Here is a 21,559-nt window from a genome sequence, read left to right on the forward strand (position 1 = left end):
CCCCCAAGCTCTCCGAGCAGGGGGTGCCCCCAGCCCCCGCCCGCCGCAAGGCGGGACGCCACCGCGGCGAAGGGCAGTGGGCCGCTGGTCACTTCACGCCGCTCAACGGCAACGAGCAGACCAAGAAGGACGACGACGGTCTCAATGTGCGGACACGCATTGAGACGATCTACGCTCATCGCGGTTTCGAGTCCATCGACGGTGCCGACCTGCGCGGCCGGATGCGCTGGTGGGGCCTCTACACCCAGCGCAAGCCCGGCATCAGCGGCGGCAAGACCGCCGTGCTGGAGCCGGAGGAGCTGGACGACGAGTTCTTCATGCTCCGCGTCCGCATCGACGGCGGACGGCTGACCACCGAGCAGCTGCGCGTCATCGGGGACATCTCGCAGGAGTTCGCGCGCGGCACCGCCGACATCACCGACCGGCAGAACGTGCAGTTCCACTGGATCCGTATCGAGGACATGCCGGAGATCTGGCGGCGGCTGGAGGGCGTGGGGCTGTCCACGACCGAGGCCTGCGGCGACACCCCCCGCGTCATCCTCGGCTCCCCCGTCGCCGGTATCGCGGCGGACGAGATCATCGACGGCACCCCCGCCATCGAGGAGATCAACCGCCGCGTCGTCGGCAATCCCGCGTACTCGAACCTGCCCCGCAAGTTCAAGACGGCCGTCTCCGGCTCACCGCTGCTGGACGTCGCGCACGAGATCAACGACGTGGCGTTCGTCGGCGTCGAGCACCCCGAGCACGGGCCCGGCTTCGACGTGTGGGTCGGCGGCGCGCTCTCCACCAACCCCAAGCTCGGCGTGCGGCTGGGCGCCTGGGTGCCGGTCGAGGAGGTCGCCGACGTCCACGAGGGCGTCACCGGCATCTTCCGCGACTACGGCTACCGGCGGCTGCGCAACCGCGCCCGGCTGAAGTTCCTGGTAGCCGACTGGGGGCCGGAGAAGTTCCGGCAGGTGCTGGAGGACGAGTACCTGGGCCGCAAGATGCTCGACGGCCCGGCGCCGAAGCAGCCGGCCCAGCAGTGGCGCGACCACATCGGCGTGCACGAGCAGAAGGACGGCCGCTACTACGTGGGCTTCGCACCGCGGGTGGGCCGGGTCGACGGTACGACGCTCAGCAAGGTCGCCGATCTGGCGGAGGCGCACGGTTCGGGTCGCGTACGCACCACCGTCGAGCAGAAGATGCTGGTGCTCGATGTGGAGCAGGACCAGGTGGAGTCGCTGCGCGAGGGCCTGGAGGCGCTCGATCTGACGACCCGGCCCTCCGTGTTCCGGCGCGGGACGATGGCGTGCACGGGCATCGAGTTCTGCAAGCTGGCCATCGTGGAGACCAAGGGCCGCGGGTCCTGGCTGATCGACGAGCTGGAGCGCAGGCTCCCCGGTTTCGACCAGCCCGTCACCATCAACCTCAACGGCTGCCCGAACTCCTGCGCCCGTATCCAGGTCGCGGACATCGGCCTCAAGGGCCAGCTGGTCACCGACGCCTCGGGCAACCAGGTCGAGGGCTACCAGGTGCACCTCGGCGGCTCGCTGGGCATGGAGCCCGGCTTCGGCCGCAAGGTGCGCGGGCTGAAGGTGACCGCCGAAGAACTTCCCGACTACATCGAACGTGTGCTGCGCGCCTTCCAGGCCCAGCGCGAGGACGGCGAACGGTTCGCCCAGTGGGCGGCCCGCGCGGATGAGAGTGATCTCAAGTGAGCGAGAGGGCCGCGCCGTTCTACTGCCCGTACTGCGGGGACGAGGATCTGCGCCCCAGTGAGGAGGGCCCGGGCGCGTGGGAGTGCGTCGCCTGCAACCGGGCTTTCCGACTGAAGTTCCTCGGGCTGCTGGCCTCCGGGCTGCGGTCGGCACACTCCGACGGAGAGGACTCCACCTCATGAGCACCGCGCACATAACGGAGCAGCGCTCTCCCCGCTCTCCCGAAGAGCTCAGGTCGCTGGCCGAGCAGGCGGGCCGGGACCTGGAGGAGGCCGACGCGCTGGACGTACTGCGCTGGGCCGCCGAGACCTTCGGGCACCGGTTCTGCGTCACCTCCTCCATGGAGGACGCCGTGGTCGCCCACCTGGCCTCCCGCGTCTTCCCCGGCGTACGCGTCGTCTTCCTGGACACCGGCTACCACTTCCCGGAGACCATCGGCACCCGGGACGCCGTCGAGGCCGTGATGGACGTGGAGGTCATCACCCTCACGCCCCGGCAGACGGTCGCCGAGCAGGACGCCGAGTACGGCCCCAGGCTGCACGACCGCGACCCCGACCTGTGCTGCGCGCTGCGCAAGGTGCAGCCGCTGGAGGAGGGGCTGCGCGGTTACGACGCGTGGGCCACGGGGCTGCGCCGCGAGGAGTCGCCGACCCGGGCGAACACCCCGGTGGTCGGCTGGGACGAGAAGCGGCAGAAGGTCAAGGTCTCCCCCATCGCCCGCTGGAGCCAGCAGGATGTGGACGACTACATCGCCGAGCACGGCGTACTGACCAACCCGCTGCTGTCCGACGGCTACGCCTCCATCGGCTGCGCCCCCTGCACCCGCCGCGTACTGGCGGGTGAGGACGCGCGCGCCGGGCGCTGGGCCGGCAGCGGCAAGACCGAGTGCGGGCTGCACCTGTGAGGGCCCGGGTACATCGATCGAAACGGACGAGCAGGGGAGACCGATGAGCGAGGCACGCGGCGCCACCGTGTGGCTGACCGGCCTGCCGAGTGCGGGCAAGACGACGATCGCCACGGCGCTCGCCGAGCAGCTGCGCGGCGAGGGACGCCGGACCGAGGTGCTGGACGGCGACGAGATCCGCACCTTCCTCTCCGCGGGCCTGGGCTTCTCCCGTACCGACCGGGACACCAATGTGCAGCGCATCGGCTTCGTCTCCGAACTGCTGGCCTCGCACGGGGTGATCGTGCTGGTGCCGGTGATCGCGCCGTACGCCGACAGCCGCGAGGCGGTGCGCAAGCGCCACATGGCCGAGGGCACCCCGTATCTGGAGGTGCATGTGGCGACGCCGGTCGAGGTGTGCTCGCAGCGGGATGTGAAGGGCCTGTACGCGAAGCAGGCCGCCGGCGAACTGACGGGACTGACGGGTGTCGACGACCCGTACGAGGAGCCGGCCGACCCGGACCTGCGGCTCCAGACACACGGGCGGGACGTGGCCGAGTCGGCCGCGGCGCTGCACAGCTTGCTGAAGGAGAGGGGACTGCTATGACCACGGCGGTGACCGCACCGGAGGAGACCGACAACCCCTTCGCGCTGACCCACCTGGACGCGCTGGAGTCGGAGGCGGTGCACATCTTCCGCGAGGTCGCGGGCGAGTTCGAGCGCCCGGTGATCCTCTTCTCCGGCGGCAAGGACTCCATCGTCATGCTGCACCTGGCGCTGAAGGCGTTCGCCCCGGCGCCACTGCCCTTCGGGCTGCTGCACGTGGACACCGGGCACAACTTCCCCGAGGTGCTGCGCTTCCGGGACGGGACGGTGGCCGAGCACGGGCTGCGGCTGTACGTCGCCTCGGTGCAGCAGTACATCGACAACGGCACGCTGCGCGAGCGCCCGGACGGCACCCGCAACCCGCTGCAGACGCTGCCGCTGCTGGAGGCCATCAACGAGCACCGGTTCGACGCGGTCTTCGGCGGCGGCCGCCGCGACGAGGAGAAGGCCCGCGCCAAGGAGCGGGTCTTCTCGCTGCGGGACGAGTTCGGCGGCTGGGACCCGCGCCGCCAGCGGCCCGAGCTGTGGCAGCTCTACAACGGGCGGCACGCCCCCGGTGAGCATGTGCGGGTCTTCCCGCTGTCGAACTGGACCGAGCTGGACGTGTGGCAGTACATCGCGCGGGAGAAGATCGAACTCCCCTCGATCTACTACGCGCACGAGCGGGAGGTCTTCTCCCGCTCGGGGATGTGGCTGGCACCCGGCGAGTGGGGCGGCCCCAAGGACGGCGAGCGGGTGGAGCGGCGGCAGGTGCGCTACCGCACCGTCGGCGACATGTCCTGCACCGGCGCCGTGGACTCGGACGCGGACACCGTGGAGAAGGTGATCGCGGAGATCGCCGCCTCCCGGCTGACCGAGCGCGGCGCCACCCGCGCCGACGACAAGCTCTCCGAGGCCGCGATGGAAGACCGCAAGCGGGAAGGCTACTTCTAGACGATGAGCACCACAGCCGACACAGCCCTTGCCGCCGAAGCGCTGGCGGCCACCTCGCTGCTGCGGTTCGCCACCGCCGGAAGCGTCGACGACGGCAAGTCCACCCTGGTGGGCCGTCTGCTGCACGACTCCAAGTCGGTACTGTCCGACCAGCTGGAGGCGGTCTCGCGGGCCTCGCAGGCACGCGGCCAGGAGGCACCCGACCTGGCGCTGCTCACCGACGGGCTGCGTGCCGAGCGCGAGCAGGGCATCACCATCGATGTGGCGTACCGCTACTTCGCCACGCCCAGGCGGCGGTTCATCCTCGCCGACACCCCGGGCCATGTGCAGTACACCCGGAACATGGTCACCGGCGCCTCAACCGCCGAGCTGGCCGTCGTCCTGGTGGACGCCCGCAACGGAGTGGTCGAGCAGACCCGCAGGCACGCCGCCGTGGCCGCGCTGCTGCGCGTCCCGCACGTGGTGCTGGCCGTCAACAAGATGGACCTGGTCGACTACGCCGAGGACGTCTTCGCCGCGATCGCGGACGAGTTCACCGGCTACGCCACCTCCCTGGGCGTGCCGGAGGTGACCGCCATCCCGATCTCCGCGCTGGAGGGCGACAATGTCGTCACCCCCTCCGCGCACATGGACTGGTACAGCGGGCCGACCGTGCTGGAGCACCTGGAGACGGTCCCGGTCACCCACGACCCGACCGACGACCCGGCGCGCTTCCCGGTGCAGTACGTCATCCGGCCGCAGACCGCTGAGCACCCCGACTACCGCGGCTACGCCGGCCAGTTGGCGTCCGGCGTGCTGCGCGTCGGCGACCGCGTCACCGTGCACCCCTCCGGCCGCTCCAGCACCATCGAGGCGATCGATGCGCTGGGGCAGTCGGTCGACGTGGCCTGGTCGCCGCAGTCGGTCACCATCCGGCTCGCCGACGACCTGGACATCTCGCGCGGCGATCTGATCGCGCCCGCGGAGGCGACGCTGCTGCCCAGCCAGGACCTGACCGCGACCGTCTGCCATCTGCACGACCGGCCGCTCAAGCCCGGCGACCGGGTACTGCTCAAGCACACCACCCGTACGGTCAAGGCCATCGTCAAGGAGATCCCCTCCCGGCTGACCCTGGCCGACCTCTCGCACCACCCGGCCCCCGGCGAGCTGGCCGCCAACGACATCGGCCGCATCGTGCTGCGTACCGCCGAGGCGCTGCCCGTCGACCCGTACGCGAGCTCCCGGCGCACCGGCTCCTTCCTGCTGATCGACCCGGCCGACGGCTCCACACTGACGGCGGGGATGGCCGGCGAGGCGTTCGCCGGCGCGGAGGTGGCCGCTGCCGAGGCGCCGGACGACGCGGGCTGGGACTTCTAGACCCATGGGCATCCCAGGAGAGGTCTTCTCGACCTTCGACCAGACGGGTGGCCGCATCGGCAGCGGCGCACGCGGCAGTGGCCAGGGCGGCGTGGGGCGATGCCGGCGGTGACGAGCGTGCGTCCGTCACGCCTGCTCCCGCCCGCGCCCGACTTCCGCTGTTGAGAGGACCCCTCCGTGCCCCGTATCCATCCACGCCCCGCACGCAGGGCCGCGACCGCCCTGGTGGCCCTTCCCGTGCTGCTGCTAGCGGCGGGCTGCGGCTACGGCTCCAAAGCCGTGACGAGCGGCGACCCGAAGCCCGTGGGTGGCAAGAAGGTCGACGGTCTCGACGAGGTGAAGATCGGCTACTTCCCCAACGTCACCCACGCCACTCCGCTGGTCGGGCTGCGCTCCGGCGGCCCGATCCCCGAGGAGCTGGGCGGTACGCGGGTCAAGACGCAGGTCTTCAACGCGGGCCCGGCCGCGATCGAGGCGCTCAACGCCAAGGACGGCGTGGACATGACCTGGGTGGGTCCGTCGCCCGCCATCAACGGATACGTCAAGTCAGGGGGCCAGAACCTGCGCATCGTCGCAGGCGCCACCTCCGGCGGGGCGTCGCTGGTCGTCAACCCCAAGAAGATCCGCTCGGTCGACGACCTCAAGGGCAAGAAGATCGCCACCCCGCAGCTGGGCAACACCCAGGACGTCGCCCTGCTGCACTACCTCAAGGGCAAGGGCATCGAGGTCAGCCCCGAGACGGGCGAGGGTGAGACCTCGGTGCTGCGGCAGGACAACAAGGAGATCCCCACCACCTTCCAGCAGGGCGGCATCGACGGGGCCTGGGTGCCCGAGCCGACGGCCTCCAACCTCGTCAGCAAGGGCGGCAAGCGGCTGCTGAACGAGAAGGAGCTGTGGAAGGGCGGCAAGTTCGTCACCACGAACCTGGTGGTACGGCAGGACTTCCTCAAGAAGCACCCGGACGTCGTCGAAGCGGTGCTGCGCGGCTCCGTGAAGACGAACGCGTGGATCCGCTCGCACCCGGACGCCGCCAAGAAGCGCATCAACGAAGCCCTCCAGCGGGACGCGGGCAAACGGCTGCCCGGCAAGGTGCTCGACACGGCGTTCGCCCAGATCGATGTCACCGACGACCCGCTGGCCGCCACGCTGCGGCAACAGGCGGACCACGCGTCCTCGGTCGGCCTGCTGAAGGAGGCCCGGCTGAACGGCATCTACGACCTGACCCCGCTGAACCGGGTCCTCGAGAGCGAGGGCCGTCCCGCACTGACCGATGCCGGGCTGGGCCCGGACGACCGCCCGTGACCACCGAAGGAGGTGAACCAGTGACCGTGACCGAGACCTTGACCGGGACCGAACGCGCCGTCGCCGCCCGCATCGCCGGCGTCTCCAAGACCTTCGGGGCGCAGCAGGTGCTGGACGACATCAGCATCGATGTCGCCGAGGGCGAGTTCGTCACCCTGCTGGGCGCGTCGGGCTGCGGCAAGAGCACGCTGCTCAACCTGGTGGCCGGACTGGAGACCCCGACCGCGGGCACCATCGACGTGCCCGGCGGACGCCCGGCGCTGATGTTCCAGGAACACGCGCTGTTCCCCTGGCTGACCGCGGGCAAGAACATCGAGCTGGCCCTCAAGCTGCGCGGCATGCCCAAGGCGGAGCGCCCGGCCGAGGCCGAGCGTCTGCTGGAGCTCGTACGGCTCAAGGGCGCGTACCGCAAGCGGGTGCACGAGCTGTCCGGCGGGATGCGGCAGCGGGTGGCGCTGGCCCGCGCACTGGCGCAGGACAGCAATCTGCTGCTGATGGACGAGCCGTTCGCCGCGCTGGACGCCATCACCCGGGACGTCCTCCACGAGGAGCTGACCCGTATCTGGGCGGAGACGAACGTCGCCGTCCTGTTCGTCACGCACAACGTCCGGGAGGCCGTACGCCTGGCCGAGCGCGTGGTGCTGCTCTCCTCGCGGCCCGGGCGGATCGCCCGGGAGTGGGAGGTCGGCATTCCACACCCGCGCCGGATCGAGGACGCGGACGTGGCCGGACTGTCCGTCGAGATCACCGAACAGCTCCGGGGGGAGATCCGCCGCCATGGCCAGCACTGAGACACAGCCGAAGGTCGAGGACGAGCCGGTGGCGAAGGGCGCCGCAACCGCCGTCGCGGACCGGAAGACCGACCCGGCGGGCGACCTCGCCGGTCTGGAGGCGGGCCTCGACGCACTCGACACCCGCACCTCGGCCCGCACACCCCTCCCGGTGCTGCTGCGCCGCAAGGCGCTGCCGCCGGTGGTGGCCGTCGTCCTCGTACTGGGGCTGTGGCAGGCGGCGTTCGCGCTGAACCTGAAGCCGGACTACCAGCTGCCGAGCCCGCTGATGGTGTGGGACGCGCTGGCCGAGGAGTGGTACAAGGGCACGATCCTCGGCATCATCTGGCAGAGCGTCTCCCGCGGCGCGCTGGGCTTCGCCGTGGCGCTGCTGGTCGGCACCCCGCTGGGGCTGCTGGTGGCGCGGGTGCGGCCGGTGCGGGCCGCGATCGGGCCGATCCTGTCCGGGCTCCAGTCGCTGCCGTCGGTGGCGTGGGTGCCCGCGGCGATCATCTGGTTCGGACTGACGGACGCGACCATCTACACCGTGGTGCTGCTCGGCGCCGTGCCCTCGATCGCCAACGGGCTGGTCGCGGGCGTCGACCGGATCGACCCGCTGCACCTGCGCGCGGGAAAGGTGCTCGGTGCCACGGGAGTGAGCGGCGTGCGGCACGTTCTGCTGCCCGCCGCGCTGCCGGGTTACATCTCGGGCCTCAAGCAGGGCTGGGCGTTCTCCTGGCGCTCCCTGATGGCGGCCGAGCTCATCGCCACCTCGCCCGAACTCGGCTCGGGGCTGGGCCAGCTGCTGGAGACGGGGCGCTCGTACCAGGACATGCCGCTTGTGCTCGGTGCGATCCTGCTCATCCTGCTGGTGGGCATCGGCATCGAACTGCTGGTCTTCGCACCCGTCGAGCGGCGGGTACTGCGCCACCGGGGGCTGCTGCGCTGATGCTCCCCGCACCACCGCCCCCCTCCCCCGCGCTGCTGCTCGTCGCGCACGGCAGCCGGGATGCCCGGCACGCCGCGACGGTCACCGCGCTCACCGCGCGGGTGCGGCGGCAGCTGCCCGGCGTGCGGGTGGAGGCGGGTTATCTGGACTTCGACGCACCCTCGGTGCACGGCACGCTGGAGCGGCTGTACGCGGCCGGGGCACGCGAAGTGGTCGCCGTCCCGCTGCTGCTGACCCGCGCCTTCCACGCGAAGACGGACATCCCCGCGGTGCTGGCGGAGGCGGCCTCCGCGTTGCCGGACCTGTCCGTGCGGCAGGCCGAAGTGCTGGGTCCGCACCCCTTGCTGACTGCCGCCTTGCAGCGGCGGCTGCGCGTCGCCGGGCTCGCCCTGGGCGACGCGCCCTCGACCGGCGTCGTCCTGGCGGCTGCCGGTTCCACAGACCCGGAGGCGAGCGCAGTGATCGCTGAAATCGCGCGGGAGTGGCGGCGTACCACCGGTTGGTGTGCCGTGCGGCCTGCGTTCGCCTCCGCTCAGCCCTGTACGGCGGATGCCGTACAGGAGTTGCGCGCTGAAGGTATACGCCGGGTGGCTGTCGCCCCGTACGTCCTTGCCCCTGGCCGGCTCCCCGACCGCATCGCGGCGGGAGCGTACGAGGCCGGCGCCGATGTGCTGGCCCCCGTGCTGGGTGCCGCCCCTGAGGTGGCCCGCGTGGTCGCGGAGCGCTATTCCGCTGCCGCGGAGCACTCTTTCTTCCCGGAGCGCTCTTCCGTCGCGGCGTGACGAGGCTGCCCCTGGCTGTTGTTTTCGGGCTGCGGGTGCGTTTGTGGTTGCGCGCGCAGTTCCCCGCGCCCCTGACGGGGCAGCGTCTCCCCCTGGCACGGAAAAAACCCGCCGTGCCCCGTGGGGGGAGGGCACGGCGGGCTTGGTGGTGCGCTTACCCGGAAATCCGGGGTTACGCACGGAGGAGGGTCAGAAATGACCGTGAATGAGCGTCACTTGACCACACGGAGCAGCTTGTTGGGCGTGCCCTTGGTGGGGTTGGCGATCGCTCCCGCGGTCGCGCCCTTGGTGAGCGCCGAGGCCACCTGAGCTGGGGTGGCGCTCTTGTGACCGCTCAGATAGACGGCCGCGGCACCGGCGACATGCGGCGAGGCCATGGAGGTACCGGACATCGTGGCGCTGCCGCGGTCGCTCTTGTTGCTGGCCGAGACGATGTCCACACCGGGCGCGTAGAGGTCCACGCGCTTGCCGTAGTTGGAGAAGACCGCCTGCCGGTCCCTGCGGTCGGACGCGGCGACGGTCAGCGCGTCAGCGACGCGCGCGGGTGAGGCGGTGGTGGCGTCGGCGCTCTCGTTGCCCGCCGAGACCGCGTAGCTGACGCCGGAGGCGATGGAGCGCTTGACGGCGGCGTCCAGTGCCGCGTCCTTGCCGCCGCCGAGGCTCATGTTGGCGACCGAGGGGCCCTTGTGGTGCTTGGTGACCCAGTCGACGCCGGCGACGGCGAGCGCGGTGGTGCCCGAGCCCTGGTTGTTCAGCACCCGCACGGCGACGATCTTCGCCTTCTTGGCGACGCCGTACTTCGTCCCGGCGATGGTGCCCGCGACATGGGTGCCGTGCCCGTTGCCGTCCTGGGCCGTCTTGTCCTTGTCGACGGCGTCGTAGCCGTAGGAGGCCCGGCCGCCGAAGTCGTGGTGGCTGATGCGTACGCCGGTGTCGATGACGTACGCCGTCACGCCCGCGCCCGCGCCGGCCGGGTAGGTGTACTTCCGGTCCAGCTGGTTCGACTTCTGGTCGATCCGGTCCAGGCCCCAGGAGGGCGGGTTGGTCTGGGTGCCGGTGGTGGTGATCCGCTGGTTCTGGTAGACCTGCGCGACCTTGTCGTCAGCGGCCAGCCTGCGGGCCTCCTCGGCTGACATGCCGGTGGCGTTGAAGCCGTTGACGGCCGACTTGTAGGTGCGGGCGACCTTGCCGCCGTACTCCTCGGCCAGGTCCTTGCCCGCGCTGTCGGCCTGGACCGAGCCGCTGCTGCCGTCCTTGAGCAGGACGATGTAGCTGCCCTTGACGGCGTCATGGGAGCCGGCGCCGATGACAATGCCCTCCGCCGGTGCGGCGCCCGCCGGGAGGGTCAGGAGGGTCGCGCCGCCCGCGACGGCGACTGCCGCGCCGATCGCGAGGGATATCCGGCGCTTGTTGTTACGGGCCACGTGGGTTGCCATGGGCTCGGGGTGCCTCTCCTGGTGGGTTGTGGGGGGTGTCCGGATACGGCGGCCGGGAGCGGTTGCCCCCGGCCGCGCGGGGTGCTGCAGGCGGATGGCTACCTGGGTACGCGCAGCAGCCTGTTGGGCGTACCGGTGCTCGGGTTGGTGATCGCGCCCTTGGTCGCGCCGCTGGTCAGCGCCTTGGCGACCTGTGCGGGGGTGGCCGTCTTGTGCGTGCTCAGATAGAGCGCGGCGGCGCCCGAGACATGCGGGGCTGCCATGGAGGTGCCCCAGCCGGCCATGTAGGCGGTGTCGCTCTTGTTGCTGGCCGAGACGACGTCGATGCCGGGCGCGTACAGGTCGACGCTCTTGCCGTAGTTGGAGAAGGTCGTCTGCCGGTCCTTCTGGTCGCTGGCCGCGACCGTGATGGCCTCGGTCACCCGGGCCGGGGAGGCGGCGGAGGCGTTGCCGCTGTCGTTGCCGGCTGAGACGACGCAGGTGATGTTCGCGGCGACGGCCCGCTTGACGGCCTCGTCCAGCGCGTAGTCCTTGAAGCCGCCGATGCTCATGTTGGCGACCGCGGGGCCGCCCTTGGCCTTGTGGTTCGCGATCATCCAGTCGATACCGGCCACGGCGTCCGCTGTGGTGCCCCGGTTGTCGTTGCCGAGGATGCGAACGGCGACGATCTTCGCCTTCTTGGCGATGCCGTACTTGGTGCCCGCGATGGTGCCGGAGACGTGCGTGCCGTGGTTGGCACCGTCCTGCGCCGTCTTGTCGTCGTCCACGATGTCGTAGCCGTTGACGGCACGGCCCCCGAAGTCCCTGTGGCTGACCCGCACCCCGCTGTCCACGACGTACGCGGTCACCCCCGAACCGGCGCTGTCGGGGTAGGTGTACTTCTTGTTGAGCGTCCTCGACGCCTGGTCGACCCGGTCCTGCCCCCAGGAGGGCGGCCTGGTCTGGGTGGCGTGCGCGGTGATCTCGCGGGCCTGGACGACCTTGGCCACCTTGTCGTCCGCCGCCAGCCGCCGCGCTTCCTGAGCGCTGAGCCCCTTGGCGGAGTAGCCGTTGAGCGCGGCGTGGTAGGTGTGCTCGACCTTGCCGCCGTACTCCTTGGCCAGGCCGTTGGCCTCGGTGGCGGCCTTGACGCCGGTGCCCTTGGCTGGGTCGCCCTTGAGCAGCACGATGTAGTCGCCCTTGACCGCGTCCTTCGCACCGGCGCCGAGGACGGTGCCCTCGGCGGGGGAGGCGCCCGCGGGGAGCGTCAGCAGTGTGGCTCCTCCCGCGACGGCGATTGCGGCGCCGATTGCGAGAGATATCCGGCGTTTGGTGTGGCGTGCCCCGTGTTGTGCCATGCCGAGGAAGTCCTCCGAGTATGCGGTCGAGCGGCCCAGAGGTGGACCGTTCGAAACCCTGTCGGATTGCCCGGTGTGGCTCAAGGGACTTGGGGGACTGTGACAGACGCGACACAAAGCGGTGGCGACCCGCGTCGGAAACCTACGACACCGGCCGCGAGTCCGCCCAGAACGCCTCGAACTCCTCCCGGTAGGCGGGAAAGAGACCGCCCTCCCCCTCGGCACGGGCCGCCGGAGGCACCGGCGACACCGTACGGCCGGGGCCCCGCAGTACGAACACGGGCGTCTCCATCCCCCGCGCGCCCCGCAGATACGACTGGACGACGGCGAGGCCGTCAGGACCGTCGGCGTCCACCATGTACGCGGTGAACCGGGGGATCTCGTCGAAGACGTGGATCTCGAAGGCGCCCTGGTCCCGCAGCCGGGAGCGCACCCGCCGCATATGCAGGATGTTGGTCTCCACCGAGCGGGCCAGCTCGCCCTTCTTCAGACCGAGTTCCCGCTCCCGCCGCTTGACCGCGCTGCTGGCCGGGTTCAGGAACAGCAGCCGCACCCGGCAGCCCGCCTCGGCGAGCCGCACCAGGCGCCGCCCGCTGTAGTTCTGCACCAGCAGATTGAGGCCGATCCCGATGGCGTCCAGCCGCCGCGCCCCGCCGAACAGATCCTCGGCGGGCAGCTGCCGCTGGAGCCGTACCCGGTCAGCGTGCACCCCGGCCACATCGGCGAACCGGTCGCCGACCAGCTCCTCGACGGCGTCGACCGGCAGCCGCCCGGCAGCGGCCACGCCCTCGGGAGCTGCACCCAGCAGCTCCAGCAGCCGCCGGCACATCCGCTCGGCCTGCGCGAGTACCGTCTCGGACAGCGCACGGTTGCGGGCCACCGCGCTGCGGGCCACCTCCAGCTCGTCAAGCGCCAGCTCCACCTCGCGGCGGTCCTCGAAGTACGGCTCGAAGCAGGGCCAGTGCTGCACCATCAGCTCGCGCAGCTGAGGCAGCGTCAGAAAGGAGATCAGGGTGTCGTCCGCCGGGTCGAGGAGGAAGCCCTTGCGGCGGCTCACCTCCCGTACCGCAACGGCCCGCTGCACCCACTCCTGACCGGCGGGCCCGGCCGCGGCGACCACCCACTCCTCGCCGTGCACCGGTTCGTAGATCGGCCGCAGCACGGCCGCGACGACAGCGCGCATCCGCTGCTCGACCAGGTTCAGCCAGACGTAGGCGCGGCCGGCGCGCTGTGCCCTGGTGCGTACCTCGGCCCAGTCGTCCTCGCCCCACCCCACATCCGCGCCGATCTCCATGGGACGGGCCAGCGGGACCGCGCCCGGCTGCGGTCCGGCCTCCCCCAGCCTCCGGCCGGGCGGCCCCGACATGCCGAGCCCGCCCGTTTGATCGTCCGCCGTTCCGGCCTCTCCCGCGGTGCCGCCGCCGTCCGGCCCCTCACCGCCGTCGCCTGGGGGGAGTTCAAGCCCTCCCGCACCCAACTGCGCACCGCCTTCCACGCACCGTCTCGGCCCCCGCTGTTCGATCAAGGAAGACTACTGCGGCCGTCCTGGGGGTGCATCCGGAACCCCTGCCAACATCCGGTGCCCCGCACAACGGCCACGCCTCCTGGGGCGAGCGCGCTCCTTCCCGGGACTGGACACCGCCTCGTACTACCGCCTCGGGGACGGCCCGCGCTACCGCACCGACACGACGGGCACGGGGAATTCACTCCTGATGCGAACAACGACCCCGCACTCCGCAGAGCACGCACAGGGGCACCCGGGGCACCCCCTCTCCGGAAGCGCTCACCCTTCCCGCAGCACCCGCAAAAACACCTCCGCCGCCCCACTCGGCCGCGACCGGCAAAAAGCGGTGAGCGGCCGGCGCCAGGGCGGACCGATATTGACGAGTTGCCCATCGGGCACCAACTCAGGGGTCAGATGCGCCGAGACGAGACAGATACCCGCCCCCGCAGCCGCCATCCGAGCAGCCGTCGTCGGGTGCTCGACCCGCACGGCGGTCCGCGGCACGAACCCGGCCCGGCCGCAGACCAGATCCACGAACGGCCGCCCCTCGATCCAGGGTTCCATCCCGCACCGCACCCAGCCGCGGTCGGCGAGCTCCTCCAGCGCGACCGGTTCGCTGTCCGCACCGGCGCGTGCGCACAGCGGATCGTCGGGCGGTACGACGAGGACGATCCTCTCCTCGCCGATCTCCCAGCAGGGACCCGACCAGTCCTCGACCCGGTAGCCGACGGCGATGTCGGCGACCCCGCGCGCCATACGCTCGCGCAGCTCGTCCTCCGTCGCGTACTCGCGCAGCCGCAGCGTCACCGCCGGGTGGAGCCGCCGCATCCGCGCCACGGCTTCCGTCAGCACGCCGACCGCGAGTCCGTGCACGGTGGCGACCTCCAGTTCGCCGCCCCCGGCACCGGCTGCTGCCCGGGCAGCCCGGCGGGCCTGACGTGCGCTGCGGACGGCGAGCTCGGCGTCCGGCAGAAAGGCCCGCCCCATCGGCGTCAGCCGCACACCGCGCGGCAGCCGCTCCAACAGCGGCCCGCCGACCTCGCGCTCCAGGGCCTTGATCTGGTGCGAGAGTGCCGACTGCGTGACGTGCAGCGTCTCGGCGGCCCGGGTGAACGACGTCTCCTCGATAACGGTCACGAGATATTCCATCTGCCGCAGACTCATCAGCACCCCTTCCCTGCCGCATCCCCCGGTATGAACAGCCTTCATCGCAACTATAGAAGTATTGCGTTGGACTCATCACCTCGCCGGGCGGAGGCTGAGGCCATGACCGGCAACACCACAGATGTGATCGTCATCGGCGGCGGAACGGGCGGCTACAGCACGGCCCTCCGCGCCGCACACCTCGGACTCGGCGTCACCCTTGTCGAGCGGGACCTGATCGGCGGCACCTGTCTGCACCGGGGCTGTGTCCCCAGCAAGGCCATGCTGCACGCCGCCGAGCTGGTCGACGGGGTGGCCGAGGCCCGCGAGCGGTGGGGCGTCAAGGCGACGCTGGACAGCGTCGACTGGAGCGCGCTGGTCGCCACCCGCGACGACATCGTCTCGCGCAACCACAAAGGGGTGGAGGGGCAGCTCTCCGCGGCCGGCGTGACGGTCGTACGGGGCACCGCCGCACTCGCGGGCCCGCGCACGGTCGAGGTCGACGTCCCCGGCGCGGGAGGTGGCGGCGAGCGGTGGACGGCGCGGCGGGGCCTCGTGCTGGCCACCGGTTCCCGTCCGCGCACCCTGCCGGGTCTGGAGCCGGACGGGCAGCACGTCGTCACCAGCGACGACGCGCTGTTCGCGCCGGGCCTGCCGCGCAGCGTACTGGTGCTGGGCGGCGGCGCGATCGGCGTCGAGTACGCCTCGTTCCACCGCTCCATGGGCGCCGAAGTCACCCTGGTGGAGGCGGCGGAACGGCTGCTTCCGCTGGAGGACGCCGACGTGGGCCGCCAGCTGACCCGGGCGCTGAAGAAGCGCGGCATCACGGTGCTGACGGGCGCCCGGCTGCTGGAGGCGCAGCGGACCGGCGGGGAGGTCAGGGCACGGGTGCGGCCGGCGCGCGGGGACGAGACCGTGATCACCACGGAACGGCTGCTGGTCGCGGTGGGCCGGGTACCGGTCACCGACGGGCTGAACCTGGCGGCAGCCGGCCTCACGACCGACGAGCGGGGCCATGTGCCACCAGCGGACTGGGCCACGTTGGAGACGGCCGTACCCGGCGTGCACGTCGTCGGCGATCTGCTCCCGCCGCCCTCGCTCGGCCTGGCACACGCCTCGTTCGCCGAGGGGCTGCTGGTCGCGGAGACACTGGCCGGGCTCACGTCACGCGCGGTGGACTACGCGACCGTCCCCCGCGTGACGTACTCCAGTCCGCAGACCGCCTCGGTCGGGCTGAGCGAGGCGGCGGCCAGGGACGCCGGGCACGAGGTGGCGGTCAATGTGCTGCCGCTGACGGCCACCGCCAAGGGCATGGTGCACGGCCAGGGCGGCATGGTGAAGGTCGTCGCCGAACCGGGCCCGGACGGACGGGTGCTGGGCGTGCACCTGGTGGGCCCGCACGTCTCCGAGATGATCAGCGAGTCCCAGCTCGCCGTGGCCTGGGACGCCTCCCCCTCCGACATCGCCCAGCACATCCACCCCCACCCGACGCTGACCGAGGCCGTGGGCGAGGCGTTTCTGACGCTCGCGGGGCGCGGGCTGCACCAGCACACCTAGGACGGCGGCGGCCAGTTGGGGCCTCGCCCCTTATCGGTTCGCCCGCGAAGCTTTGGCAGCCTGCTCCCCCAGCCCTCGGGCGGAAGGTGTCCCCAGGGGAGCAGGACCGGCAAGCGGAGCCCCCTTGCGGGATGCGCCGGCGGTATGGCCGGGCAGGAACGCGGCGATCAGCAGGCCCAGCAGGGCGGCGCCCGCCGCGATGAGGAAGGCGGTGCGGAAGCCGTCCATGTCGGGGACCCGGGTGGAGCCCAGCGGGCTGGTCATGCGGGCCAGTACGACACCGACGACCGCACTGGAGGTGGACGTACCGATGGACCGCATCAGGGTGTTGAGTCCGTTGGCCGCGCCGGACTCGGAGGGGTCGACGGCGCCGAGTATCAGCGCGGGCATCGCGGAGTAGGCGATGCCGATGCCCACGCCGATCAGTACGGACACCACGACCGTCTGCCAGACCGCGGCCATCAGCTGGGTGCCCAGCAGATAGGAGGCGGCCAGGATGACCAGGCCCGTCATCAGCGACACCTTGGGGCCGCGGGCCCTGGACAGCCGCGCGGACAGCGAGGAGACCAGCATCATCGCGATGCCCATGGGCGCGACGCACAGCCCGGAGACCACCATCGACTGGCCGAGCCCGTATCCGGTGGCGGCCGGGAGCTGCAGGAGCTGCGGGAGGACGAGCGTGAGCGCGTAGAAGGCCAGCCCGACCATGATGGAGGCGAGGTTGGTCAGCAGCACCTGGCGGCGGGCCGTCGTCCGCAGGTCCACCAGCGGGTCCGCGATCCGCAGCTCCAGCAGCCCCCACGCGAAGAAGATCAGCACGGAGGAGCCGAACAGGCCCAGCACCGTACCGCTGCCCCAGCCCCAGTCGCCGCCCTTGGAAATGGGCAGCAGCAGCGTCACGAGCCCGGCCGTCAGCCCCAGGGTGCCCAGCACGTCGAAGCGGCCCGGGGTCCGCAGCGGGGACTCCGGCACCAGGAGGGCGACCAGCAGCATGGCGAGCGCACCGATACCGGCGGCGCCGAAGAACAGCACGTGCCAGTCGGTGTACTGCGCCACATAGGCGGCCAGCGGCATACCGAGCGCGCCGCCCACCCCGAGCGACGAACTCATGAACGCCATGGCCGAGCCCAGCCGTTCGGGCGGCAGCGCGTCCCGCATGATGCTGATGCCCAGGGGGATGGCGCCCATCGCGAACCCCTGCACGGCCCGCCCCACGACCATCGGCACCAGCGCCGAGGTGAAGCCGCACACCAGCGAGCCGAGCACCATCAGTCCCAGGCTCAGCAGCACGATCCGCCGCTTCCCGTACAGGTCACCGAGCCTGCCCATGATGGGCGTGGCAACCGCGCCGGACAGCAGCGTCGAGGTGATCACCCAGGACGCGTTGGAGGTCGAGGTGTGCAGCAGTGCCGGAAGCTGGGCGACCACCGGCACGATGAGGGTCTGCATGACGGCGACGGAAATCCCGCCGAACGCCAGCACGGGCACGATCCACCGCCCGCCCGCTCCGTCTGTCCGTACCTCGTCCCCGGCGCCCACGCGCGGCCCCCCGCTCTCTCGCTGTTCAGCAGTCGACAATGTCCATGCAGACTACAAATGAACCGCGGGGGCCGCTCTCGTATTCCGCTAGGGGGTGGGCACCAGCTTCAGGGAGACGGAGTTGATGCAGTAGCGCTGGTCCGTCGGGGTGGGGTAGCCCTCGCCCTCGAAGACGTGGCCGAGGTGGGAGCCGCAGCGGGCGCAGCGGACCTCGGTGCGGACCATGCCCATGGAGCGGTCGGTCAGCAGCTCGACGGCGTCGGAGTCGGCCGGGTCGTAGAAGCTGGGCCAGCCGCAGTGCGAGGCGAACTTGGTGTCCGAGCGGAACAGCTCGGCGCCGCAGGCCCGGCACTCGTAGACGCCTGTGGTCTTGGTGTCGGTGTACTCACCGGTGAACGGGCGCTCCGTGCCGGCCTCGCGCAGCACGTGGTACTCCTCGGGCGACAGCTCGGCGCGCCACTGCTCCTCGGTCTTGTCGATCTCGTAAGCCATCTCGACTCCTCAGCACTCGTAGGACGGGGTGGTCACGACGGGGTGGTCACTCCGCGAGCCGGGCGAGGATCCTGGGGCCCAGTTCCGTGACGTCACCCGCGCCCATGGTGAGAACGAGATCGCCGGGCTCCGCCATTCCCACGATCGCCTCCACGGCCTCGCCCGGCGTGTCCATGGCGCGTACGGCGGCGCCCGCCGCCTGCGCGGCGTCCGTGATCAGCGCGCTGGTGACGCCGGGGATCGGGTCCTCGCGGGCCGGGTAGATCGGCAGCACGACCGAGCCGTCGGCCAGCGCCAGGGCCTCGCCCATCTCCTTGCCCAGCTCCTGGGTGCGGCTGAAGAGGTGCGGCTGGAAGACCACCAGCACCCGGCCGTTCTCCGCGCCGCCCCTGATGGCCTCCAGGTCGGCGGTCATCTCGGTGGGGTGGTGGGCGTAGGAGTCGATCACCTGCACCCCGCGGGTCAGCCCCTTGAGCTGGAGGCGGCGCTTGACCCCGGTGTACGAGCCGAGCCCCCGGCCCAGCTCGGCGGCGGGCACCCCCAGCGCCGCGCCCGCGGTGAGCGCCGCCACCGCGTTGAGGGCGTAGTGACTGCCGGGCACCGAGACGTCGAAGGTCAGCTCCGCGCCGTCGAGCAGCACGGTGACCTCGCTGGTCAGGCCCTTCGGAACGATCCTGAGGACCCGTACGTCGGCGTCCTCGGCCACTCCGTACGTACGGATGGCGAGCGCACGGTCGTGCGGAGCGGCGCGCAGCCGGCGGGTGAGCTCCCGCGCGCCCTCGTGGTCGGCGGAGATCACCAGGGTGCCGCCGTCCATGATGCGGCCTGCGAACGTCTCGAAGGACTCGTAGATCTCCTCCATGGACGCGTAGTTGGCGTGGTGGTCGAGCTCCACGTTCAGGACGATGGCGACCTCGGGCGCGTACTTGTGGAAGCTGCGGTCGCTTTCGTCCGCCTCCGCCACGAAGATCTCCCCGGTGCCCTGGTGGGCGTTGGAGCCGGGTCCCTCCAGGTCGCCGCCGATCGCGTACGAGGGGTCCAGGCCCAGGTCGGCCAGGCTGACCGCCAGCATCGAGGTGGTCGTCGTCTTGCCGTGCGTACCGGCGACGGCCAGCGGGCGCAGCCCCTCCATCAGCGCGGCCAGCGCGTCTGCGCGGTGCAGCACAGGCAGGCCGCGCCGGTTCGCCTCGACCAGCTCGGGGTTGTCCTCGCGGATGGCGCTGGAGACGACGACCGCGGTCGCGTCGGGCGCCAGATGCGCGGTGGCGTGACCGATGTGGACGGTCACGCCGAATCCGCGCAGCGCGTCGGCCGTCGCGGACTCCCGCGCGTCGCTGCCCGCGACCCGGGCACCGCGCACCGCCAGGATCTTCGCGATGCCGGACATCCCCGCGCCGCCGATCCCGATGAAGTGCGGCCGCTCCAGGACGGAGGGGACGGAGGGAGTGACGACATCGGTCATGCGGGGTTCTCCTGCGGCTCGGCGACAGACGGGGGACGGCGCAAGCCTATGCGGTGTGCCTCCCGGCGGGATGTGAGCCCTCGCCCCGCGCTGCCCTTGACTGCCGTCGGCGTTCTGCGGCTACGTCGTGGCCGGTGGGGGCACCCCCTGCTCGAAGAGCAGTTCCCCGCGCCGACACAAGCCCAGGCGGCACGCCCCGCGCTGGGAAGCAGCTGCCCCTGACCGCCGTCTGCAGTCTGCGGCTCCGTTGCGGCTGGTCGCGCCGTTCCCCGCGCCCCTTCGGGGCACGCCTCCCGCAGCGGCCCCGGCCCAGGCGGCACGCCCCGTACTGGGAAGCGCCTGCCCCTGACTGCCGTCCGCAGTCTGCCGCTACGTCGTGGCCGGTCGCGCCGTTCCCCGCGCCCCTTCGGGGCGCGTCGTCACTCCTCGTTGTGGGCGAACAGCTTCAGTACCGGGACGCCCACCTTGTGGCGGGCCCGGGAGGCCCAGTCGCGGTGGAAGAACTCTTCCACCAGGTGGGGGGCTGTCAGGACGATGACCTCGTCGGCGCGGGTCTGCTCCGCGACCGATTTCAGGACATCGAGCGGATGCTCCTCGATGATCTGGCCGACGGCTTCGCAGCCGGCGTCTCTGAGGCGCTTCAGGGAGAGCTCCAGTGCCTGCTCGGCGGGGCCGACCGCCTCGCCGCCTTCGGGTTCCTCCGCCTCGCGGACCACCTGGTCGAGCTCGCCGAGCGCCACATCGTCCAGCGCTCGCAGCAGCCGGTCCTGGTCGCCCCGCGGCTGCATGAGAACGACGAAGGAGACGGGCTCCTCGCCGTGCAGCGTCGTCACCATCTCCGCGTCTGCGGACACCAGCGGCTTCTCGATCATCAGCACTGTCGTGATCACGACGGGCGCCCTTTCTCCGGTCGAAACGGTCGGACGGTCGGAAAGAAACCCTGCTGCCGTGTTCCCACGGGTTCTGCGATTGTCAGTCTGCCCAGCGGCAGGTAACCGGAACGTCTCATTCCGCAACGGTTCGCAACCGACGGTAACGCGTGAAGAGGAAGCCCTCCTCCTCCAGCACCCCCTCCAGCGTGTACTCGTCGGGGTCGGGCAGCACGGGCCCGTTCATGATCCGCGGCGCCGATCCCGCGACGATCCGGGGGGAGATGGACAGACACAGCTCGTCGAGTACCCCCGCACCGGCGAATTCCCCCAGCAATGTGGGACCGCCCTCGGTCAGCTGCCGGCGCAGCCCCCGCTCGGCCAGCAGCCCCGGCACCAGCGCGGGGTCCGCCGCACCGCCCTCACCTGCGAAGACCACCTCGGCACCGGCCCGCCGCGCCTCCGCCACGCGGTCCGCAGGGGCGTCGGTTCCGGTGAGCAGCAGGGTGGGGACGACGGGCTCGGTGAACAGCGGCGCCGAGAAGTCCAGCTCCAGGCCGGCGCTGACCACCGCGATCGCCGGTGCAGGCGACTGCCCGGCGGCGGCGCGGCGGTCGGCGAATCCGCTGCGCCGTTTGGCGGGCCGGTAGCCCTCCTGGCGTACGGTCCTGGCGCCGACGACGACCACGTCGGCCAGCGCCCGCAGCACCCCGAAGATCCACATGTCGGCCTTGGAGGAGAGCGGCTGGGAGCGCCCGCCGTGGTGGATGGCGCCGTCCAGGGAGGCCACCATGTTGCCGCGCAGCCACCAGCCGGCCTCGTCCGCGCCCTCGCCCACGGGCGGATAGGCGTACTCCGCGGCGATCTCCTCGATGCTCCACTCCGGGGCCGGCCGGTCCTGGGCCGCCCCCGCCGACGCTTCGGGCGCCGGGGCGGGGG

Annotated in this window: 20 protein-coding genes; 11 read left to right on the top strand and 9 right to left on the bottom strand. The window is 71.6% G+C overall.

The annotated features are described in order from the left end of the window. Positions 1-23: 23 nt before the first annotated feature. The 10 genes from ITI46_RS22540 to ITI46_RS22585 all read left to right on the top strand — a co-directional run bounded on the left by ITI46_RS22540 (position 24) and on the right by ITI46_RS22585 (position 9,281). Positions 24-1,700 (top strand): nitrite/sulfite reductase, encoded by a 1,677-nt coding sequence (locus ITI46_RS22540; RefSeq protein WP_209241543.1) that lies wholly within the window; start codon positions 24-26, stop codon positions 1,698-1,700. Next, positions 1,697-1,882 (top strand): hypothetical protein, encoded by a 186-nt coding sequence (locus ITI46_RS22545; RefSeq protein WP_209241528.1) that lies wholly within the window; start codon positions 1,697-1,699, stop codon positions 1,880-1,882. Before ITI46_RS22540 ends, ITI46_RS22545 begins: the two co-directional genes overlap by 4 nt. Then, positions 1,879-2,604 carry a phosphoadenylyl-sulfate reductase gene (locus tag ITI46_RS22550; RefSeq protein ID WP_209241529.1) on the top strand — a complete coding sequence of 242 codons (726 nt, stop codon included), beginning with the start codon at positions 1,879-1,881 and terminating at the stop codon, positions 2,602-2,604. The genes ITI46_RS22545 and ITI46_RS22550 overlap by 4 nt, the downstream gene beginning before the upstream one ends. Positions 2,605-2,620: 16 nt before the next feature. After that, a complete protein-coding gene (gene cysC, locus ITI46_RS22555; protein ID WP_307808275.1) occupies positions 2,621-3,190 on the top strand; it encodes an adenylyl-sulfate kinase in 570 nt (189 codons plus the stop codon). After that, entirely contained in the window at positions 3,187-4,122 is a 936-nt protein-coding gene (cysD, locus tag ITI46_RS22560) for a sulfate adenylyltransferase subunit CysD (RefSeq protein WP_209241531.1), read from the top strand. The genes cysC and cysD overlap by 4 nt, the downstream gene beginning before the upstream one ends. Positions 4,123-4,125: 3 nt before the next feature. Then, positions 4,126-5,478 (top strand): sulfate adenylyltransferase subunit 1, encoded by a 1,353-nt coding sequence (locus ITI46_RS22565; RefSeq protein ID WP_209241532.1) that lies wholly within the window; start codon positions 4,126-4,128, stop codon positions 5,476-5,478. A 177-nt stretch (positions 5,479-5,655) separates the two neighbouring features. Continuing rightward, on the top strand, positions 5,656-6,780 hold the full coding sequence (locus ITI46_RS22570; protein ID WP_209241533.1) for an ABC transporter substrate-binding protein: 1,125 nt from the start codon (positions 5,656-5,658) through the stop codon (positions 6,778-6,780). Positions 6,781-6,806: 26 nt separating this feature from the next. Continuing rightward, the gene (locus ITI46_RS22575; RefSeq protein WP_209241544.1) at positions 6,807-7,571 is read left to right on the top strand and encodes an ABC transporter ATP-binding protein; all 765 of its coding nucleotides are present in this window, start codon (positions 6,807-6,809) and stop codon (positions 7,569-7,571) included. After that, positions 7,558-8,499: an ABC transporter permease gene (locus ITI46_RS22580; protein ID WP_209241534.1), complete on the top strand. Its 942-nt coding sequence runs from the start codon at positions 7,558-7,560 to the stop codon at positions 8,497-8,499. Before ITI46_RS22575 ends, ITI46_RS22580 begins: the two co-directional genes overlap by 14 nt. Continuing rightward, positions 8,499-9,281: a sirohydrochlorin chelatase gene (locus ITI46_RS22585; protein ID WP_209241535.1), complete on the top strand. Its 783-nt coding sequence runs from the start codon at positions 8,499-8,501 to the stop codon at positions 9,279-9,281. The genes ITI46_RS22580 and ITI46_RS22585 overlap by 1 nt, the downstream gene beginning before the upstream one ends. A gap of 212 nt (positions 9,282-9,493) precedes the next feature. Here the strand turns inward: ITI46_RS22585 and ITI46_RS22590 are convergent, their stop codons facing one another. From ITI46_RS22590 to ITI46_RS22605, 4 genes are all read right to left on the bottom strand, one after another. Then, a complete protein-coding gene (locus tag ITI46_RS22590) occupies positions 9,494-10,717 on the bottom strand; it encodes a S8 family peptidase (RefSeq protein ID WP_209241536.1) in 1,224 nt (407 codons plus the stop codon). Between the two features lie 98 nt (positions 10,718-10,815). Beyond that, on the bottom strand, positions 10,816-12,054 hold the full coding sequence (locus tag ITI46_RS22595) for a S8 family peptidase (RefSeq protein ID WP_209241537.1): 1,239 nt from the start codon (positions 12,052-12,054) through the stop codon (positions 10,816-10,818). A gap of 142 nt (positions 12,055-12,196) precedes the next feature. Continuing rightward, positions 12,197-13,531: a DUF5919 domain-containing protein gene (locus tag ITI46_RS22600; protein WP_247746414.1), complete on the bottom strand. Its 1,335-nt coding sequence runs from the start codon at positions 13,529-13,531 to the stop codon at positions 12,197-12,199. 306 nt (positions 13,532-13,837) lie between these two features. Continuing rightward, on the bottom strand, positions 13,838-14,722 hold the full coding sequence (locus tag ITI46_RS22605) for a LysR family transcriptional regulator (protein ID WP_209241538.1): 885 nt from the start codon (positions 14,720-14,722) through the stop codon (positions 13,838-13,840). A 102-nt stretch (positions 14,723-14,824) separates the two neighbouring features. Between ITI46_RS22605 and lpdA the strand changes: the two genes are divergently transcribed. Continuing rightward, the gene (gene lpdA / locus ITI46_RS22610; protein WP_209241539.1) at positions 14,825-16,258 is read left to right on the top strand and encodes a dihydrolipoyl dehydrogenase; all 1,434 of its coding nucleotides are present in this window, start codon (positions 14,825-14,827) and stop codon (positions 16,256-16,258) included. Between the two features lie 30 nt (positions 16,259-16,288). Here the strand turns inward: lpdA and ITI46_RS22615 are convergent, their stop codons facing one another. From ITI46_RS22615 to ITI46_RS22635, 5 genes are all read right to left on the bottom strand, one after another. Further along, a complete protein-coding gene (locus ITI46_RS22615; RefSeq protein WP_307808274.1) occupies positions 16,289-17,797 on the bottom strand; it encodes an MFS transporter in 1,509 nt (502 codons plus the stop codon). Between the two features lie 87 nt (positions 17,798-17,884). Then, the gene (gene msrB, locus ITI46_RS22620; protein WP_209241540.1) at positions 17,885-18,289 is read right to left on the bottom strand and encodes a peptide-methionine (R)-S-oxide reductase MsrB; all 405 of its coding nucleotides are present in this window, start codon (positions 18,287-18,289) and stop codon (positions 17,885-17,887) included. 46 nt (positions 18,290-18,335) lie between these two features. Beyond that, a complete protein-coding gene (gene murC / locus ITI46_RS22625) occupies positions 18,336-19,751 on the bottom strand; it encodes a UDP-N-acetylmuramate--L-alanine ligase (RefSeq protein WP_209241541.1) in 1,416 nt (471 codons plus the stop codon). A 419-nt stretch (positions 19,752-20,170) separates the two neighbouring features. Then, positions 20,171-20,641: an indole-3-glycerol phosphate synthase gene (locus ITI46_RS22630; RefSeq protein WP_209241542.1), complete on the bottom strand. Its 471-nt coding sequence runs from the start codon at positions 20,639-20,641 to the stop codon at positions 20,171-20,173. 115 nt (positions 20,642-20,756) lie between these two features. Continuing rightward, positions 20,757-21,559 (bottom strand): pyrimidine reductase family protein (locus tag ITI46_RS22635; RefSeq protein ID WP_247746415.1); only part of this gene is annotated, 803 nt, incomplete at its 5' end.

The organism is Streptomyces oryzae, assembly GCF_017676365.1.
GTDB lineage: Bacteria > Actinomycetota > Actinomycetes > Streptomycetales > Streptomycetaceae > Streptomyces > Streptomyces oryzae.

Excerpts from the sequence above, each read along its gene's own strand:
- murC (WP_209241541.1), bottom strand. The coding sequence starts at position 19,751 with ATGACCGATGTCGTCACTCCCTCCGTCCCCTCCGTCCTGGAGCGGCCG.
- ITI46_RS22590 (WP_209241536.1), bottom strand. The coding sequence starts at position 10,717 with ATGGCAACCCACGTGGCCCGTAACAACAAGCGCCGGATATCCCTCGCG.
- msrB (WP_209241540.1), bottom strand. The coding sequence starts at position 18,289 with ATGGCTTACGAGATCGACAAGACCGAGGAGCAGTGGCGCGCCGAGCTG.
- ITI46_RS22605 (WP_209241538.1), bottom strand. The coding sequence starts at position 14,722 with ATGAGTCTGCGGCAGATGGAATATCTCGTGACCGTTATCGAGGAGACG.
- ITI46_RS22585 (WP_209241535.1), top strand. The coding sequence starts at position 8,499 with ATGCTCCCCGCACCACCGCCCCCCTCCCCCGCGCTGCTGCTCGTCGCG.
- ITI46_RS22595 (WP_209241537.1), bottom strand. The coding sequence starts at position 12,054 with ATGGCACAACACGGGGCACGCCACACCAAACGCCGGATATCTCTCGCA.
- ITI46_RS22550 (WP_209241529.1), top strand. The coding sequence starts at position 1,879 with ATGAGCACCGCGCACATAACGGAGCAGCGCTCTCCCCGCTCTCCCGAA.
- cysD (WP_209241531.1), top strand. The coding sequence starts at position 3,187 with ATGACCACGGCGGTGACCGCACCGGAGGAGACCGACAACCCCTTCGCG.
- lpdA (WP_209241539.1), top strand. The coding sequence starts at position 14,825 with ATGACCGGCAACACCACAGATGTGATCGTCATCGGCGGCGGAACGGGC.
- ITI46_RS22565 (WP_209241532.1), top strand. The coding sequence starts at position 4,126 with ATGAGCACCACAGCCGACACAGCCCTTGCCGCCGAAGCGCTGGCGGCC.
- ITI46_RS22580 (WP_209241534.1), top strand. The coding sequence starts at position 7,558 with ATGGCCAGCACTGAGACACAGCCGAAGGTCGAGGACGAGCCGGTGGCG.